This window comes from Pseudarthrobacter sp. NamE5 (assembly GCF_005796225.1).
GTDB lineage: Bacteria > Actinomycetota > Actinomycetes > Actinomycetales > Micrococcaceae > Arthrobacter.
This window is the reverse complement of the sequence record NZ_VAHO01000009.1, coordinates 55,585-72,144: the sequence shown is the minus strand read 5'-3', so window position 1 is coordinate 72,144 and position 16,560 is coordinate 55,585. Positions and strand designations below refer to the sequence as shown.

The 16,560-nt window shown below is 64.8% G+C and carries 15 protein-coding genes and 2 pseudogenes; 5 read left to right on the top strand and 12 right to left on the bottom strand.

Annotated elements, in window-relative coordinates:
- Window positions 1-11: 11 nt before the first annotated feature.
- Window positions 12-188 (top strand): CsbD family protein, encoded by a 177-nt coding sequence (locus tag FDW84_RS12160; RefSeq protein ID WP_138609800.1) that lies wholly within the window; start codon window positions 12-14, stop codon window positions 186-188.
- 100 nt (window positions 189-288) lie between these two features.
- Here the strand turns inward: FDW84_RS12160 and FDW84_RS12155 are convergent, their stop codons facing one another.
- A complete protein-coding gene (locus FDW84_RS12155; protein ID WP_138609892.1) occupies window positions 289-1,344 on the bottom strand; it encodes a DNA polymerase IV in 1,056 nt (351 codons plus the stop codon).
- 205 nt (window positions 1,345-1,549) lie between these two features.
- Between FDW84_RS12155 and FDW84_RS12150 the strand changes: the two genes are divergently transcribed.
- The gene (locus FDW84_RS12150; RefSeq protein WP_138609799.1) at window positions 1,550-2,485 is read left to right on the top strand and encodes a type IV toxin-antitoxin system AbiEi family antitoxin domain-containing protein; all 936 of its coding nucleotides are present in this window, start codon (window positions 1,550-1,552) and stop codon (window positions 2,483-2,485) included.
- Window positions 2,486-2,740: 255 nt separating this feature from the next.
- Here FDW84_RS12150 and FDW84_RS12145 read toward each other — a convergent pair whose 3' ends face one another.
- The 7 genes and pseudogenes from FDW84_RS12145 to FDW84_RS12120 form a co-directional block, all read right to left on the bottom strand.
- Window positions 2,741-4,201 carry an amino acid permease gene (locus tag FDW84_RS12145; protein ID WP_138609798.1) on the bottom strand — a complete coding sequence of 487 codons (1,461 nt, stop codon included), beginning with the start codon at window positions 4,199-4,201 and terminating at the stop codon, window positions 2,741-2,743.
- Between the two features lie 174 nt (window positions 4,202-4,375).
- A pseudogene (locus FDW84_RS20050) lies at window positions 4,376-4,654 on the bottom strand (Rieske (2Fe-2S) protein); the annotation flags it as partial.
- A gap of 48 nt (window positions 4,655-4,702) precedes the next feature.
- Window positions 4,703-6,013: pseudogene (locus FDW84_RS12140) on the bottom strand (NAD(P)/FAD-dependent oxidoreductase); the annotation flags it as partial.
- Window positions 6,013-6,360 (bottom strand): molybdopterin oxidoreductase, encoded by a 348-nt coding sequence (locus FDW84_RS12135; RefSeq protein ID WP_138609797.1) that lies wholly within the window; start codon window positions 6,358-6,360, stop codon window positions 6,013-6,015. The pseudogene FDW84_RS12140 and the gene FDW84_RS12135, both read right to left, overlap by 1 nt.
- A 115-nt stretch (window positions 6,361-6,475) precedes the next feature.
- A complete protein-coding gene (locus FDW84_RS12130) occupies window positions 6,476-7,342 on the bottom strand; it encodes a metal ABC transporter permease (protein WP_138609796.1) in 867 nt (288 codons plus the stop codon).
- Window positions 7,342-8,106, bottom strand: coding sequence for a metal ABC transporter ATP-binding protein (locus tag FDW84_RS12125; protein WP_138609795.1), 765 nt, complete (start codon window positions 8,104-8,106; stop codon window positions 7,342-7,344). Before FDW84_RS12125 ends, FDW84_RS12130 begins: the two co-directional genes overlap by 1 nt.
- The gene (locus tag FDW84_RS12120) at window positions 8,103-9,071 is read right to left on the bottom strand and encodes a metal ABC transporter substrate-binding protein (protein ID WP_138609794.1); all 969 of its coding nucleotides are present in this window, start codon (window positions 9,069-9,071) and stop codon (window positions 8,103-8,105) included. Before FDW84_RS12120 ends, FDW84_RS12125 begins: the two co-directional genes overlap by 4 nt.
- 128 nt (window positions 9,072-9,199) lie before the next feature.
- Between FDW84_RS12120 and FDW84_RS12115 the strand changes: the two genes are divergently transcribed.
- Window positions 9,200-9,961 carry a CPBP family intramembrane glutamic endopeptidase gene (locus FDW84_RS12115; protein WP_138609793.1) on the top strand — a complete coding sequence of 254 codons (762 nt, stop codon included), beginning with the start codon at window positions 9,200-9,202 and terminating at the stop codon, window positions 9,959-9,961.
- A 5-nt stretch (window positions 9,962-9,966) separates the two neighbouring features.
- Here the strand turns inward: FDW84_RS12115 and FDW84_RS12110 are convergent, their stop codons facing one another.
- From FDW84_RS12110 to FDW84_RS12095, 4 genes are read right to left on the bottom strand one after another with little or no spacing between them, the layout of a single operon-like run.
- Window positions 9,967-11,718: a hypothetical protein gene (locus tag FDW84_RS12110; protein ID WP_138609791.1), complete on the bottom strand. Its 1,752-nt coding sequence runs from the start codon at window positions 11,716-11,718 to the stop codon at window positions 9,967-9,969.
- Between the two features lie 36 nt (window positions 11,719-11,754).
- Window positions 11,755-12,687, bottom strand: a complete 933-nt coding sequence (locus FDW84_RS12105; protein WP_171046769.1) for a carbohydrate ABC transporter permease — start codon at window positions 12,685-12,687, stop codon at window positions 11,755-11,757.
- 3 nt (window positions 12,688-12,690) lie between these two features.
- Window positions 12,691-13,617 carry a carbohydrate ABC transporter permease gene (locus tag FDW84_RS12100; RefSeq protein WP_138609789.1) on the bottom strand — a complete coding sequence of 309 codons (927 nt, stop codon included), beginning with the start codon at window positions 13,615-13,617 and terminating at the stop codon, window positions 12,691-12,693.
- 20 nt (window positions 13,618-13,637) lie between these two features.
- Complete coding sequence (locus FDW84_RS12095) at window positions 13,638-14,909, bottom strand: ABC transporter substrate-binding protein (RefSeq protein WP_138609787.1); 1,272 nt, start codon at window positions 14,907-14,909, stop codon at window positions 13,638-13,640.
- A 222-nt stretch (window positions 14,910-15,131) separates the two neighbouring features.
- On the opposite strand from FDW84_RS12095, the gene FDW84_RS12090 reads away from it, so the two are divergent.
- Together FDW84_RS12090 and FDW84_RS12085 are read left to right on the top strand one after the other, a co-directional pair.
- On the top strand, window positions 15,132-15,572 hold the full coding sequence (locus FDW84_RS12090) for a VOC family protein (protein ID WP_138609785.1): 441 nt from the start codon (window positions 15,132-15,134) through the stop codon (window positions 15,570-15,572).
- A 22-nt stretch (window positions 15,573-15,594) separates the two neighbouring features.
- Window positions 15,595-16,548: a 1,4-dihydroxy-2-naphthoyl-CoA synthase gene (locus FDW84_RS12085; RefSeq protein WP_138609783.1), complete on the top strand. Its 954-nt coding sequence runs from the start codon at window positions 15,595-15,597 to the stop codon at window positions 16,546-16,548.
- The last annotated feature ends 12 nt before the right edge of the window (window positions 16,549-16,560 follow it).

The following is a 16,560-nucleotide window of genomic DNA, read 5'->3' as shown; positions in this document are numbered from 1 at the left end:
AGGAGTCCATCATGGGCCTCGGAGACAAGATCAGTAACGCGGCAGAGGACCTTGGCGGCAAAGCCAAGGAAGTTGCCGGCAACGCAACTGACAACGACCGCCTGAGGGCTGAAGGCCAGACGGACCAGGTCAAGGCGGACGCCAAGAAGGTTGGCGAAAGCGTCAAGGACGAATTTAAGCGCGGCTAGTCCTTGCTGATGCAGCCGCAGCGAACGGCGTGCTGCAGCAGCCCAAATGGCGGTGGATCCTAAGGGATCTGCCGCCATTGTGCTGTCCGGAACTCTTCCCTCACCATCCGCTGCGCGTGGGGGTATGCCCCTGCCGGGAGTTTTCAGGCATCGTCATTTCGGCCCGCAGCCCGAGGAGTCTGATAGGGCGGCCCGGCTCGATCTTCGCCACCAGGTCCAGAACACGGGCGAGGACTTCCGCGGGGTCCGCCGTCTCGGGGATCTTCCGCGCGTACGTCTTGGTGGTGAACGGGGCGTAGCGGACCTTCAGTGTCAGCCCCACCACCGGCCGCCCCTCGCCCGCCACATCCTCCAGCACGTGGCCCGCCAGCTCCCTCACCGCACCGTCGACCTGCCCGGGCTCGGTAAGGTCCCGCTGGAAGGTGGTTTCCCGGCTGTGCCCACGCGCCACCCAGGGCGTGTCGTCAACTGTCCGCGCTCCGTCACCCCGCCCGAGCTGCGCATACCAGGGACCCATCTTCGGGCCGAACTCCGGAACCAGGTCGTCAGGGTTCGATGCCGCGAGCTGCGCCACAGTCCTGATGCCGAGCTTGGCGAGGCGGCCTGACACTTTGGTTCCCACCCCCCACAGCTCGATGGTGGGCCTGTTTCCCATCACGTCGAGCCAGTTCCCTGCCGTGAGCCGGAAAACGCCGGCGGGCTTGCCAAGCGTGGTCGCCACCTTGGCGCGGACCAGGGTGTCACCGATGCCAACGCTGCAGTGCAGCCGCGTCTCCTCGAGTACGGCCTGCTGCAGCTGCCGGGCGTAGGCCTCCGGATCCTCAACCTGCACACCGACGAACGCTTCATCCCAGCCGAGCACCTGGACAGTGGCGCCCGGCTGGGAACGCAGGACGGACATCACCTTTTCGGAGGCTGCGAGGTAGGCGTCCTGGTCGACAGGCAGGATGACGGCGTCCGGCACTTTCCGCGCGGCGATGCGCAGCGGCATCCCAGAACCAACCCCGTACGCCCGGGCTTCGTATGACGCGGTGGACACTACTGCCCGCTCGGTGGGATCGCCCCGGCCGCCAACAATCACCGCCTTGCCCGCGAGTTCGGGCCGACGGAGCACTTCGACAGCTGCGATGAACTGGTCAAGGTCCACATGCAGCACCCAGGATTCGCCCACAAGCCCCAGTCTGCACGCCCCGGGCAGTACGCACCAGCACCTGCCCGGCCTCCCGCCGTCGTAAGCGCTGGAATCGTTCCGGGACGCTGAACCGCTAGGGAGACTTCGCACCCTTCCAGCGTCCGTGGAGCTTTCCACATAACGACGGCGGGACCTGGCACAGGAGCTGCCCTTACCGAAGGGTGGGTGGATGACACCGCTCCCAGCACCTTTGCCACCACTGCCGGTCACTGGAAATCTCTGGCGGACCGACCAACTGAATGCCGTAGGGCTCAACTCACGGGCCATTCGGCAGTTGGTGAACCGCGGCGGCCTGGTCCGGCTCAGGTACGGCTGCTACATCCGGGCTGCCCTGTGGGAGAAGCAGTCTCCCACAGTCCGCAGCCTGCAACTGATCCATGCGCACGCCCACGGGACGCTGACCACTTCAAGGGGCGACTTTGTCTACAGCCACACCTCCGCGGCCCGCCTCCACGGACTGTTCCTGTGGAACACGGATGACCTGATCCATATCCTGCTCCGGGTACGGCCCTCCGGCGAGCGCCTCGGGAAGGACGTCCGCGGCCACACCCGGCCGTATACCGACGCGGAAGTGACAACCCTCGGACGGCTTAGGGTGACCTCTTTGGAGCGGACAGTGGTGGACTGCGCCATGGTGCTCAAATACCGCCAAGCGCTGATACTCACAGACCACGCGCTCAGGCTTGGCGCGAGCCTGGACCTGATGAACTCCATGGCGGGCAACCTCCCGGGCCGCAGCGGAGTAAGGAACCTTCGCAGGGCACTCGCCAGCGCTGATATCCGCGCAGAATCGGCCGGTGAAACACTGACCCGTGAGCTCCTGGTACGGCTGAAGCTGCCCATGCCTGACGCCCAGGTTGAGGTCCAGAGCCGTGTGGGCCGGCATCGTCTTGACTTCGCCTGGAAGGAGAAGAAAGTAGCCCTCGAATTCGACGGAAAGGTCAAGTACTTCGACTACCAACCAACGGCCGAAGTCCTGTTCCAGGAGCGGCGCCGGGAGAAGGCGCTCGCTGAAGACGGATGGGTCTTCGTCCGAATCGAATGGATGGACTTGTTCCGGGAGCACGAGTTCAAGAACCGCATCCTCGGTGCCCTCCGGCCCTGAGGGTGCCCACAGCGCCTAAATCGCCGGAACAGTGTCCGCACGCTGAAGCGGTCCGGCTACCGGGCGCGGCTCCGGCGATTGAGGCGACCCCGAGCAGTAAAGGCGGGGAAACGCCGACGGCGGGCCCGCCCTCCCCAGGGGCGTCCCGCCGTCGTGTGCTCAAGCGCAAGGTCGCTGGAATACCGCCGGGACGCCGGAACGCTACGGCGTTCCTGCATTGTTCCGGCGAATCCGGCCACTTATGAGGCGAAAGAACTAGCTGAACAGCTCACTCTTCGGCTCGTTGTTCTTGACCTTCTGCCAGCCCAGCCACAGGAGCACCGCGAAGAACGGGATGGTGGCCAGGGTCCAGAGGCCCAGGTAGAAGACCTCGCCGGTCTTGCTGGTCATGGTGTCGAACCCGATCAGCACCGTGATGGCCAGCAGCCCGAACAGGCCGGCCCAGCTGGTCCACGGCGAACCGGGCATCGGCAGGGTGGACGTGACACCCTTGCGGCGGCGCAGCACAATCTGGCTGGCAAAGATGGAGCCCCAGCAGAAAATAACGCCGATGGAGGCGGTGTTCAGGGCGAGGTCGAATGCGTGCGAGCCGCCCAGCCAGATGTTCAGCATGATGCCCACCAGGTAGAACGCCGCGATGCCCAGGATGGCCGCGTACGGGACGTGGCGCTTGGACATCCTGGTCAGCCACTGCGGGGCGTGGCCGTTGTTGGCCATGGTGCGGAACACGCGGCCGATGGAGTACAGGCCGGAGTTGCAGGAGGAAAGCGCGGCAGTGATCACGATCATGTTCATCACGTCGCCCACCCAGCCCAGGCCCATCTGGCCGAAGACGGTAACGAACGGGGACGTGCCTGCCTTGTACTGGTCCGAGGGCAGCAGCATGGCGAGCAGGGTCACGGAACCGACGTAGAACACCACGATGCGGAGGACGACGGCGCGGATCGCCTTGGGCACTTCGCGTTCCGGGTTCTGCATCTCGCCGGCGGTGATGCCAACCAGTTCGATGCCGTTGTAGGCGAAGATGACGGCGTTGAGGACCAGGACCATTACCAGGGCGCCCTTGGGGAACATGCCCCCGTCGGCAGCAAACAGGTTAGCCACCGACGCGTTGCCGTCGCCTACCTGGGCGTTGGTGACCACCATGAACGTGCCCACCACCAGGAAGATCAGGATCGCGCCCACCTTCAGGCATGAGGCCCAGAATTCGAACTCGCCGAAGGCCTTGACGCTGAGCAGATTGACGGCGACGAGCAGGGCCAGCGCCGCGATGGCGGAAGCCTCAACCGGAACATTGGGGAAGAAAAACTGGAAATAGAGGCCGATGGCGATCAGTTCGGCGATGCCGGTCATGCCCCAGTTGATGAAGTACATCCAGCCGGACAGGAAGGCGCCCTTCTTGCCGAACATTTCGCCGGCGTAGCTGACGAACGAACCGGAGGTCTGGCGGTACATGATGAGCTCGCCGAGGGCCCGCATGAGCAGGTAGGCGATGACGCCGGCGATGGCGTAGGAGAAAATTAGGGCCGGGCCGGTGGAGGCGAGGCGTCCGCCGGCGCCCATGAACAGGCCGACGCCGATGGCGCCGCCCATGGCGATCATGGTGACATGGCGCCGGCCCAGGGTCTTGCTGTAACCCTCGGCGCTGAGGGTCGGGTCGACGGCGGTGGATGGTGCCGTGCGGTTCTGCAGGTCTGTAGGGGTACTTTGAGGCACAACGGTTCCTTGTGGGTCGGGGGTTGGCCGCATCCGGGAAACGAGTAATGCAGCTCACAAAATTCGGTCAAATCTTCTGAAAGCTGACGTTTATGAGTGCATCCGCTCGCACAGCCGAAGCTTCACGCGGCTCGTCCATCCTACAAGACGCGCGGGGGTGCTACGTGACGCGCACTACACGGGGACCGTTTCCAGCACCAGGTTCTGCTCCCGGTCCAGCCTGACGCGGTAGCTTTGCAGCGCGCCTGCACCTGTTGTGGAGCAGCCGGTGGCAAGGTCGAAGGCGTGCTGGTGCAGGGGACACATCACCACCTGCCCGTCGATGGTGCCGTCCGCCAGCGGGCCGCCGCGGTGGGGGCAGACGGCAGACACCGCCCGCAGTGTATGGTTCCGCAGCCGGAACACGGCCACCTGCTTCCCGTCCACGGCGAAGGCGCGCCCCTCCCCTACCGGGATCTGCTCCAGGAAGCCCAGGATGTGGGTCTTCGTACCCGTCTCCGTGCTGCAGACCTGGGCGTCGTCGTCGAGCTCCGCGACTCCCACTTCCTGACCGGGCGTGCCGAGGTCGAACATCAGGCCAAGACGTTCCTCGGGCAGTGGCAGGCCGCGGTCGAAGGCCTGCGTCAGGAAGGCGACCTTCCGGCTGTCCCCCAACAGCGTGGCGCCAACCATCTTGTTGTCCCGGACCACGATGGACTTGAACACCCCGCGGCTGGGCTCTGAAAAGACAATTTGCTCGTCGGTCTCAAGTTCCGGCCCCTGCAGGCCCATCGAAGCAACCTCGATGCCGGCGACCTTAAGCTTGGTGGCCGTGCGGGAGCCATGATAGGCGGCGCTCGTGTCCGCACCCGTGACGTGGTTGGCCAGCACGGCCGCCTGCTCCCACAGCGGCGCCACCAGCCCGTACACCTGGCCCCGGTGCTGGACGCACTCCCCCACGGCATAGATGTCGTCCTCGTCCTGGACCCGCAGGCTGTCATCCACCACAATGGCGCGTTCCACCGGCAGCCCGCTGAGGACCGCCAGGTCCACATTGGGCCGGATGTCGGCCGCCATCACCACCATGTCGCACTCGATGTCGGACCTGTCCCGCAGGCGGACAGCCGCCACCTTGTCCGTTCCCAGCACGGCAGTGGTCCGGCTGCCGGTATAAACCCCGATACCCAGTGCCTGCACGCTCCTCCGGAGCACCGCACCGCCGTCGGGCCCCATTTGCGCACTCATCAGGTGGCCGCCGGAGTGCACCACGTCCACCTCGAGGCCATAACGGCGGAGGCCGGAGGCAGCCTCCAGGCCAAGGAGGCCTCCCCCGATCACCACCGCATGCCGGTGCTGCTCATGCTGCGCGTACGCCAGCATCTTGCGGGTGTCATCGATGGTCCGGAAACCGAAAATGCCCTGCTTCACCGACCCGCCCGGAGTGTAGAGCCCCTTCATGGGCGGCATGTGGGAACGGCTTCCGGTCGCGATAATGAGGGTGTTATAGGGCGTCACCCTGCCATCGCTGGAAAAAACATTCTTGGTAAAGCGGTCAATCCGCTTCGCCCGGACGCCCGCATGCAGCGTGATCCCGTTGTCCCGGTACCACGAGAGCGGGTTGAGGAAAATGGCGTCGTCATCCTCATCCCCGGAAAGGACGTGGCTGAGCATGATCCGGTTGTAGTTTCCGTAGGGCTCGTCCCCGAACATGGTGATCCGGAACTGCTTCGCTCCACCGCGCGCCAGGATTTCCTCCACGGCACGGGCTCCTGCCATGCCGTTGCCGATGACCACCAGCCTGCGCCGGTTGTCCCGCATGCCGGACCGTGACATCAGTGCTCCACCATCCCCAGGTCGATGACCACGGATCCGGTGAGTCCCTCGGGAGCTGCCAGATAGAGCTCGATTACCGAGCCGCCGTCGATATCCTCTACCACCCGCAGCGGCACATGGACGTCGCTCTTGGCGCCGATGGGAAAGTAGCGCATGGGCACGCCGTTGCGCATCAGCACCACGGCGATCAGCTCACTGCTGGAATTGCCGCCGCGGAAGTAAAGTGCCTGGTTGACCACGCCGTCCGGGACGTAGTGCGAAAGCTCGCTGTGAAGGGGCATGGGCTTTTCCAGCCCCAGGCCCTGGAAATGGTAGATGCCCTGCAGGAAAAGGTTCTTGGTAATCACGGACAAGTCCTTTCGGCGGGAAGACGGGCGTGGCTCCATCTTGCGCCGGGGATGTTTCAGGCTGCCGTTCGTGCGGTAAAGACTGTTTAAAGCAAATCTCACCGCCAGGCGTCCGCTATGCCGCGACCGCTGCTGCCTTCCTGCGCCGGGCCTTGGCCAGCCGGGTCCCGATCAGCCCCTGCCGCGGGCTGAAGAGGTAGACGGCAGCGAACACGACGCCCTGCGTCAGCACCACCATGGCGCCGGAGGCCGTGTCCAGGTAGTAGCTGACGTAGATCCCGGTGATTGAGCAAAGTGCCGAGACCACCGGTGCGATGACCAGCATCCGTGAGAACCGGTCCGTGAGCAGGTAGGCCGTGGCGCCGGGAATGATGAGCATGGCCACCACCAGCACCACACCCACGGTCTGCAGCGCCACCACGGAGGTCAGGGCCAGCAGGCCCAGCAGCAGCGCGCCGAGCCGCCGGGGTGACAGGCCGATGGCGTGGGCATGGGTGGGGTCGAAGGCGTACAGGGTCAGGTCCCGGCGCTTCAGGATCAGGATGGCGAAGGCCACCACGCCCAGCACCAGGACCTGGATGAGGTCCGGGACACTGACGCCCAGCAGGTTGCCGAAAATGATGTGGTTCAGGTCCGTTTGGCTGGGCGTGACGGAGATCAGCACCAGGCCCAGGGCAAAGAGGGAGGAGAACACGATGCCGATGGCGGCGTCCTCCTTGACCCTGCTGGTGTTGCGCACCACGCCGATCAGGGTCACGGCCACCAGCGCGAACACCAGCGCCCCAAGCGCGAACGGGGCACCCACAATGTAGGCCAGCACGACGCCGGGCAGCACCGCATGCGAGACGGCGTCCCCCATGAGGGACCAGCCGATGAGGACGAGCCAGCAGCTGAGGACGGCGCAGACGACGGCAGCTAGTGCGGTAGTCACGATGGCGCGGACCATGAAGTCGTAACTGAGCGGTTCGAGCAGCAGTTCCATCAGGCGCTCCTCCTCTCATGACTGTCCCGCTGGTCCCGGTTCAGCACGTCCAGCCCGAAGGCCATGGCCAGGTTCTCCGGCTGGAGCACCAGTTCCGGCGGGCCGTGCATCAGGACCCGGTGCATGAGCAGCACTGCCTCGTCGCACAGTTCGGGGAGGGCATGCAGATCGTGGGTGGACACCAGGATGGTGCAGCCGTCCGAGGCAAGCTCGCGCAGCAGCCGGGTAATGGTGGCCTCGGAGCGCTTGTCCACGCCGGCGAAGGGTTCGTCGAGGAGCATGGTGGTGGCACCCTGGGCGATGCCGCGGGCCACGAATGCACGCTTCTTCTGCCCGCCGGACAGCTGGCCGATCTGCCGGCCGGCGTAGTCTCCCAGTTCCACCCGGTCCAGGGCCTCGTCCACGGCAGCCCGGTCCGCTTTGGACGCCTGGCGGGTAAAGCCCTGGTGGCCGTAGCGGCCCATCATCACCACATCGCGGACGGACAGCGGGAACTGCCAGTCCACCTCCTCGCTCTGCGGTACGTAGCCGATGCCCCCTTCCCGCCGGGTCCGTGAAGGCGGCTCTCCGTGGATCCGGACGGTGCCGGCGTCGGGCTTGATCATGCCCATAATTACCTTGAACAGCGTGGACTTCCCGGAGCCGTTCATGCCCACCAAGCCGCAGATCCGCGCGGGGTCCAGGGTCAGGGACGCGGCGTCCAGGGCCAGGACCTCGCCGTAGTGGACGGTTACGTTGTCGACGAGGATGGCCGGGGTGCTCATGACCCTGCTTCCGTAAGGGCTTTGGTGATGACGTCCGCGTCGTGCCGGATCAGGTCCAGGTAAGTGGGCACTGGACCGTCAGCTTCTGAGAGGGAGTCCACGTACAGGGTCCCGCCGAACGTTGTGCCCGTGGCTTCCACCACCTGCTGCATGGGAGCGTCGGACACTGTGGATTCACAGAAGACGGCCGGTACTTTGTTGGCCTTAACGTACTCAATGGCACGGGTAATCTGCTGGGGCGTGGCCTGCTGTTCGGCGTTGACGGCCCAGATATAGAGCTCCTTAAGGCCGGCGTCCCGGGCCAGGTAGGAGAAAGCCCCCTCACACGTGACCAGGGCGCGCTGGGGTTCGGGCACAGCGGCGAGGCTGGCGGTCATCTGGTCCTGCACGGCCTGAAGTTCGGCCTTGTAGGCCTCGCCGTTTGCCTTGAAAGCTTCGGTGTTCTCCGGGTCGAGTTCGCTGAAAGCCTTGACCATGTTGTCCACGTAGACCTGGACGTTCAGCGGCGACATCCAGGCGTGCGGGTTCGGCTTGCCCTGGTAGGCATCCTCGTTGATGGACATGGCCTCCACACCTTCGCTGACCACTGCGTGCTTCACGTCCAGCCCTTCGACGAACTGCCCGAACCAGGCCTCCAGGTTCAGTCCGTTGTCCAGGATCAGGTCGGCCCTGGATGCCTTACGGATGTCCCCAGGGGTCGGCTCGTAGCCGTGGATCTCGGCCCCCGCCTTGGTGATGGACTCCACGGTGAGCTTGTCCCCCGCGACGTTCCGGGCGACGTCCGCCAGAACAGTGAACGTGGTGAGGACCACCGGCTTGCCGTCCCCGTTTCCCGCGGCCCCGCCACCGCAGGCGGTCAGCAAAAGGGAAAGGACGACGGCGGCCGCCGCCAGGACGGGGAAGCGCACCTTGGGCGCAGTGGTCCGGTCGACTACTTTGGCGCACCGAAAAGAGAATTTAGGCATACCGAATACTTTAGCTGCCGCCGGATTCCCACGACAACGCAGCCCTCCCCAACTAGGTAGCAGCAGATGTCCTTTTGACGCCTGAAACCGACATCTGCTGCTACCTAGTTGGGGGCTAGGCTGAAGATATGGCTACCGCCCAACGACTGCCCCCTGCCCCGCAACCGCACCTGTACCGCTTCACTCCCCTGGATGTCGCCACCCTGCTGACGTATGTGGCCGTCGCAGGGTTCTTCGCCGTGGCGGGGGAAGTCCTGGCACCGTTCCTCCGCCAGGTGGCTCCTACCCCGGCCGCTGCCTCCTACGCCGTGAACCTTCTCTTCTATGCCTCAGTGGGCATACTGGCACTGGTGGCCGCACGGAAGGTGGTGGGCCGCGACCTGAAAGTGCTGGCCACCCGGCCCTGGTTCACCCTGCTGATGGTCCCTGCAGCCGTCATTGCCATGATGATCCTGACGGCTGTGGTGGTAGCGGCCAGCGGTGAAGCCCAGACCTCCGCGAACCAGGCGGGGCTGCAGGAGCTCATGCAGCAGGTGCCCGCCTGGCTCATGGTTCCGCTGCTGGTGGTGGTGGGACCGTTCGTGGAGGAGTACATCTTCCGCCACCTGCTGATCGGCAAAATGAGCCGGCGCGTGAACATCTGGATCTGCTGCATCCTGTCAGTGGTCCTGTTCGCGGCCCTGCATATTGTGGGCCAGGAAGCGATCACGTTCACCGCACTGCTCCCCTACCTGGCCATGGGCGCCACGCTGGTCTTCGTGTACGTCTGGACCGGGAAGAACTTGATGTTCGCCTATTTCGTGCACGCTGCAAAGAACCTGCTTGCCGTGGTGTTCATCTACGCCATTCCCCCGGAGGTCTTCGAACAGCTCCAGCAGGTCCAGCCCTAAAACAGCTACTGCCGCCCAGCCACGCCCCGGAAGGTGAAGCGCCGGCTCCCTGTGGTCCGGCCGGTGATGTACACCTTCACGCCCTCCGACGCGTTGGTGCCGGCCAGGTAGCGGTAGCTTTCGCCGGGGTTGTAGGCGGGCGGGGTGTCCGGGTCTGCAGGTGAACCGGGACCGAACTCAATGATGTCGGTACCCGACCGGTAGCTTCCCACCCCGTCCACCAGCTGGAAGGTTTCCGGGGCGCCAGCGGGGATGACCCCGTCGAGCACGCCGCCGGGCTGGAACGTAAGCTCCAGCGCGAACGCTGTATCCGCGCCGTCAAAGGCGATGTCCACCGTGACCTGTCCGTGGTCCACCTGGACTGTGAGGTCTGTGGCAAGCCGGTGCACCACGGCGGGTCGGGCTGTGAACCCCATGCCGGCACTGAAGCGGCCTTCATGCTCCAGCGCGTAGATGCCGTCCGCCCGCCGCCTCGGAACGGGCAGCGGCAGGTAGAAATTGGCGGACAGCTCCTCGGCCAGGGAGACCGTAGTGCCGGCCAGCGTCGTGTGCTGGCTGCGGAAGGGGCCCAGGTCAAAAAAACTGCGGGAGAGCCTAACCCCCGCCAGAACCGCAGAACCGTGCGCAAAGCGGAGGAACGTGGGGTTCGTGGCAAGCCCGGACACCACGCCTGGAACCAGGTCGTCGCAGCCGCCAAACACGGTGGCTACTGTTTTTCCTTCCCGGAACCGGAACGCCCCGCAGCTTTCCAGTGCTGCCCGTGCCGGGGCAGGAAGTTCCGGCCTGGCTGCTTCAGCGTCCGGCGGCGGCAGCGCCCCTTCCGGGGACTGGGCGGCGGGCAGTGCCGCGCGCAGCCAGGGGTCGAGCCGGGCCAGGGCCAGCAGCTTGGCCGGCTCATGCAGGGGCAGCTCCGCAAGCCAGCCGGCAACGGCGGCGAAGTCCTGGCGTCCGTCCTGGCTGGCAAGGCGCCGGTACAGGCGGAGGAAGGGGGCGGCGTCGAAATCCATCCACTGGTCCTGGCGGCGGGAAAACAGCGTTTCCACAGTGCCGTCGGGGTTGAACCAGGGCAGGAATGCCGTGAGGTTGCGCCGGACATGGTCCAGCAGCTCCGGACGGCCGGCACTGTCCGCAATGGTGATCAGGGACGGGTTGGTGACGGCGGTCGCGTAGAGCGGGCTGCGCTCGGAGTACATGCCGTCGGGGAGCTGGTCGATCCCCTCGGCCAGCCACTCTCCGATCCGGTCCGCGATGTCCTGCCGCGGCTGGAGCTGGTTGATTTGGGCCAGCGCTGCGCACAGTTCCCAACGGTGGTTGGGGGTGTGCACGCCCCCGGTGACCAGGGCGTCGGTGGCGCGCGCGACGATGCCGCTGAGCCGGTGGTCCACCTCCGCCAGCAGGGGCTCGGGTGGCGTGTCCAGAGCCCGGAGCAGGCCGAGCGCGAGGCACACGTCGTTGAGGGTGAAGGCGGAGTCCGGGGGCGAGCAGAGATTGGTACCGTCGAACAGGCCGGTGGGGCCCTGCAGCAGCTCAAGCCGGTCCAGGCACCGGCCCATCGGTTCATGGAGCACAGCCGACCCGTGGAAGGCTGAGCCTGGTTCCGTGAACACTGCGACCATGGCCAGCAGCCTGCCCATGGCGGGCCGGTGCGCCAGGGCCTGCGCATCGTCGTCGTGCGTTTCCAGGAATGCCCTTACATCCCGGTCCGCCGCATAGGCCACCCGGTTCAGGAAGGTGGCGTCGGCTGAAGCTGTCTGCACAATAAATACCTTTCCCCGGCACCCCACAGGGCCGGACTAATCCTTCAGACCGGCGCTGACGTCCGCGTTCAGCACGTACTTCTGGAAGACAAAGAACACCAGCACCAGCGGCAGGATGGAGATCACCGAGGCGCCGAGCAGCACTGGCCAGTCAATGTTTTCCGCGCCAACGATGCTTCGCAGCGCAACCTGCAGCGTGTACCACTTGGGATCGTTCAGGACGATCAGCGGCCAGATGTAGTCGTTCCAGCGCCACTGGAAGGAAAAGATGGCCAGCGTGAACAGGATTGGCCTGGACAGCGGAAGCATGATCCGGAAGAAGATGGCCAACTCACTGGCGCCGTCAATCCGGGCAGAATGCAGGAGATCGTCCGGAACCGTGAGGAAGAACTGCCGGAACATGAACACGCCGGTGGCTGTCAGGATGGACGGCACGATGATGCCTGCCAGCGAGTTGTACAGGCCAAGGTCGCGGATCACCGAGAACGTGGGGTTCAGGATCACCTCGGTGGGCAGCATGGTGGTGGCCAGAATGCAGACGAAGAACAGCCTGGTGCCCTTGTTGTTGTACTTGGCCAGCGCATAGCCGGTGCAGGCGCTGAAGAAGACCGTGAGGACAGTGGTGACGATGGCCACCGTAGCGGTGTTCAGGAAGTACTGGGCAAAGTCCACGCGCTCCCAGGCATCCACGAAGCCCTGGAACGTCCAGTCCCGCGGAATCATGGACAACGGATAGCTGAACAGCTCACTGCCCGGCTTGAACGAGCTGAGGATGAACCAGAGCAGCGGCAGTGCGTAGATGGACGCGATCAGCCACATCAGGATGGTCAGGGGAACGGACGCCTTGGCGCGGGCCTCGCGGTTGCCCCGGCCTGGCCCGCTGCGCGGACCTTTGGCCGATTCCGCCTTTTCGACGCCGAGTGCCGCTTCTTCCGCGACGGCGGGAGGCAGGTTTGCAGCTGTTGCCATGGTTCAGGCCTTCTTCCGGTTGAAGCGCAGCTGGATGAGGGCAATCGCCAGCAACACCACCATGAGCACCATTGAGGCGGCACTCGCATAGCCCACCTTGGACTGCTCGAAGCCGGTCTTGTAGATGTACTGCACGATCAGGGTGTTCTCGGTGCCCGGGCCGCCGTTGGTCAGCGCCTGGATCATGGCGAACTCCTTCATGGCATGGATGGTGGAGAGCAGGATGACCATGAACGACGTCGGCGCGATGCCTGGCAGCGTGACGTTCAGGAAGCGCTGCCACGCGTTGGCGCCGTCCAGCTCGGCCGCCTCCAGCAGGGCTTCCGGGATGTTTTTGAGGGCGGCGACGAACAGCAGCATGTTGAAAGCAGTCCCGCCCCAGGCCGAGGCGAAAATGACCACTGCGAGCGCCAGGTTGCCGTTGCTGGACCAGGGCACCGGGGCGCCGCCCAGCGTGGAGATGATGAAGTTGACGAACCCGAAGTCCTGGCCGAACAGCCACTTCCAGATGACACCCACCACAATGGGCGAAATAAGCCAGGGAAGGAAGATCACAATCTTGGCGGCCGTGCGGCCCCGGACTGCCTTGCTGACCAGGAGCGCCGCCACACCGAGGGAACACACGTAGACCAGCGGTACGGAGAGCACCGTGTATACGAAGGTCCGGCCCAGCGCGGCGTAGAAGGTGCTGTCCGCAAAAAGCTTCTGGAAATTGGCCAGGCCGACGAAGTTCAGCTTGCCCACGCCCCGGTAATCCGTAAAGGAGTACAGCAGGCCCAGCGCCCCGGGCCAGACGAAGAAGACCAGGAAGAGCACCACGTTGACAACGAGAAGAATCAGCGGGGCAATGACGTAGCGGTTCCGGCGCTGCTGCTGTGATTTGCTCCGGACCGCCCCGGGCTGGGGCCTGGCCGGCGCCGTGGTGCTCATGGTTGGATTGGCCACCGAAATCAGGCGCCGTTGTAGAGCTTCACGATGTTGTCCACCGTGGTCTTGGCATCCTGGCTGCCGGAGAGCATCTTGACGGTCTCTTCACGCAGCGGATCTCCCGAGAACGGGGTGTCAGCGTAGGCCTCGGCAACAACGCGCTTAATGGCGTTGTCCCCCCTGGCCTCATTGCCGGCAATCTGCTTCTGGTACAGCTCGAAGGAAGCCTGCTGGAAGGGGTACTCCACCTTGAGGTCCTTGACAGGGAGGTAGCCGCCCTGTTTCGCGAACTCCGTGTAGTTGGCGTCCTCGTAGAACCAGTCAATGAACTTCTTGGCTTCCTCGTCCGCGCCGGTGTCCTTGAAGGCGATCATGAAGCCGCCGCCAAGGTTTGTGGCGTTAACTTCCTTCTTGGGCAGCGGCACGGAGAGCCACTCGAAGTCCTTGATGTTCTTGTTGAAATCCGCCACCTGCCAGGAGCCGGAGAAGTAGGCGGCAACCTGGCCGCTCTTGAACATCGCGTTGCCGTCCTCGCCGCTGAGCCAGACCGACTTGGGCATGGTCTGGTCATCGTTGATCTTCTGGAAGTACTCCAGGGTCTCCACGGCTTGCTCGTCGCCGGCGTACTTGTCGCCTTCCTTGGCGAATGCAGTGCTGCCGAACTCATACATCATGGCGCGCAGCCGGTGCCCGGAGCGGTCCATCACGAAGCCGTACTTGGCGCCGGCCTTCTCCCGGACCTGGTTGACGGCCGTGACGAACTCATCCCAGGTCCAGGTGTTGTCAATGTCGGTGGGGAAACTGACGCCCGCTTTATCGAACAGGCTCTTGTTGATGAAAAGGCCGACTGCGGTGAGGTCAGAGGGGATGGCCGGAATGATGCCGTCCGGCGATTCCTGGAGGAAGTTCTCGTCGATGCCCCGCGACTTGGCAATGTCGGAGAGGTCCTGGAGCTGATTGACCCAGAGCGGGTCAAGCCCGGTAACGCGTGCCAGGGCCGGGAGGTCGTTGGCGGTGGCAGCATTCTTCAATTTGGTGGTGATGTCCGCTGTCGGAACGTCCACCACCTCAATGGTAATGCCGGTGGCTTCCTGGTACTTCTTTGCGGCGGCAGCAAAGGCCCCGCCCTGATTGGTATCACCGGAGAGGACCAGCTGCAGCGTCTTGGCGCCACCCTCGGAGGAGCCGCCACCGCCGCCGCAAGCAGTGAGCCCGGCGGCCAGGGCCGAGAGTCCGAATGCCGTCAGTCCGAACTGCCGGCGGCTGATGCTGGAGATTGCTGTCTTCTCTGACAATGCTCTGTCCTGTCTCTCTGTGCTCCTGGCCCAGTGTTGGCCTTTGCTGAAAGTGTGCCCTCCTGCGGCTGCACTGCCTCGGAGGGAAAAGCCTTTCCGCATCACTGTGACTTATGTCATGACAATGTGTCAAGAGCACTTTCTCGCGTTGTAGACGGTGACGTCCGCAATTGCAGCACGGCGAACCTACCGGAGAAGCACCTGTCACCGTACCCTGCTGGGATGGGACTGAACATTCAGATAGTGATCGACTGCAGGGAGCCGCACCAGCTGGCTGACTGGTGGGCAGAGACCCTCGGGTGGGCGGTGGAGCCCCAGGATGAAGGCTTCATCCGGTCCATGATCGACCAGGGCTTCGCCACCGGGGACCAGACGATGACCCACAACGGCAAGCTGGTGTGGCGCGACGGCTGCGCGATCCGCCCGCCCGAGGAACTGGACACAAAAACCCCTGCCCGGCGCCTTCTTTTCCAGACCGCACCCGAGGCGAAGACGGTCAAGAACCGGGTGCACTGGGACCTGAACCTGGCCGGCCGGGACAAAGATGGCGTGCGCCGGGAACTGGAGGGCCGCGGCGCCACCTTCCTATGGACGGCCAACCAGGGGCCGCACTTTTGGCACACGATGGCGGACCCCGAGGGCAACGAGTTCTGCATCAGCTGACCCCGATTACTAGACTTGGACGGTGAGCAAACAGATTCCCGCCCCGGTGTCCGATGTCTTCGACCCCACCCGCTGGCGCGTTGTGGCCGGCTTTGAGGACTTCCAGGACATGACCTACCACCGGCAGGTGGAGCGGGATTCCGCCGGCGGATGGGTGCGGGACCTGCCCACCGTCCGGATCGCTTTCAACCGCCCGGAGGTCCGTAACGCCTTCCGGCCGGGCACCGTTGATGAGCTGTACCGCGCCATGGACCACGCCCGGATGTCCCCCGACGTCGCCACCGTGCTGCTCACCGGCAACGGCCCCTCCCCCAAGGACGGCGGCCATTCCTTCTGCTCCGGCGGTGACCAGCGGATCCGCGGCAGGGACGGCTACAAATATGCCGACGGCGACACCCAGGAAACCATCGACCCCGTCCGCGCCGGCCGGCTGCACATCCTGGAAGTCCAGCGGCTGATGCGGACCATGCCCAAGGTGGTGATCGCCGTCGTCAACGGCTGGGCAGCCGGCGGCGGGCACTCCCTGCACGTGGTGGCGGACCTCACCATCGCCTCCCGCCAGCACGGGAAGTTCAAGCAGACGGACGCCACCGTGGGAAGCTTCGACGCCGGCTACGGCTCTGCCCTGCTGGCCCGGCAGATCGGGCAGAAGGCAGCACGCGAGATCTTCTTCCTGGCCCGCGAATATTCCGCAGAGGACATGGTCCGGATGGGCGCGGTAAACGAGGCTGTGGAGCACGAACGCCTCGAGGAGGTTGCCCTGGAGTACGCCGCGGATATCGCCCGGCAGTCCCCGCAGGCCATCCGGATGCTGAAGTTCGCCTTCAACCTGGCCGACGACGGACTGGCCGGGCAGCAGGTGTTCGCCGGTGAAGCCACCCGGCTGGCGTATATGACGGACGAGGCGGTGGAGGGCAAGGAAGCCTTCCTGCAAAAACGCGACCCCGACTGGTCCAGCTTCCCGCATTACTTCTAAGGCAGGAGCGGC

Coding starts and splice junctions, on each gene's coding strand:
- FDW84_RS12160 (WP_138609800.1), top strand. CDS start 12: ATGGGCCTCGGAGACAAGATCAGTAACGCGGCAGAGGACCTTGGCGGC.
- FDW84_RS12120 (WP_138609794.1), bottom strand. CDS start 9,071: ATGCCTAAATTCTCTTTTCGGTGCGCCAAAGTAGTCGACCGGACCACT.
- FDW84_RS12115 (WP_138609793.1), top strand. CDS start 9,200: ATGGCTACCGCCCAACGACTGCCCCCTGCCCCGCAACCGCACCTGTAC.
- FDW84_RS12105 (WP_171046769.1), bottom strand. CDS start 12,687: ATGGCAACAGCTGCAAACCTGCCTCCCGCCGTCGCGGAAGAAGCGGCA.
- FDW84_RS12100 (WP_138609789.1), bottom strand. CDS start 13,617: ATGAGCACCACGGCGCCGGCCAGGCCCCAGCCCGGGGCGGTCCGGAGC.
- FDW84_RS12150 (WP_138609799.1), top strand. CDS start 1,550: ATGACACCGCTCCCAGCACCTTTGCCACCACTGCCGGTCACTGGAAAT.
- FDW84_RS12125 (WP_138609795.1), bottom strand. CDS start 8,106: ATGAGCACCCCGGCCATCCTCGTCGACAACGTAACCGTCCACTACGGC.
- FDW84_RS12130 (WP_138609796.1), bottom strand. CDS start 7,342: ATGGAACTGCTGCTCGAACCGCTCAGTTACGACTTCATGGTCCGCGCC.
- FDW84_RS12090 (WP_138609785.1), top strand. CDS start 15,132: ATGGGACTGAACATTCAGATAGTGATCGACTGCAGGGAGCCGCACCAG.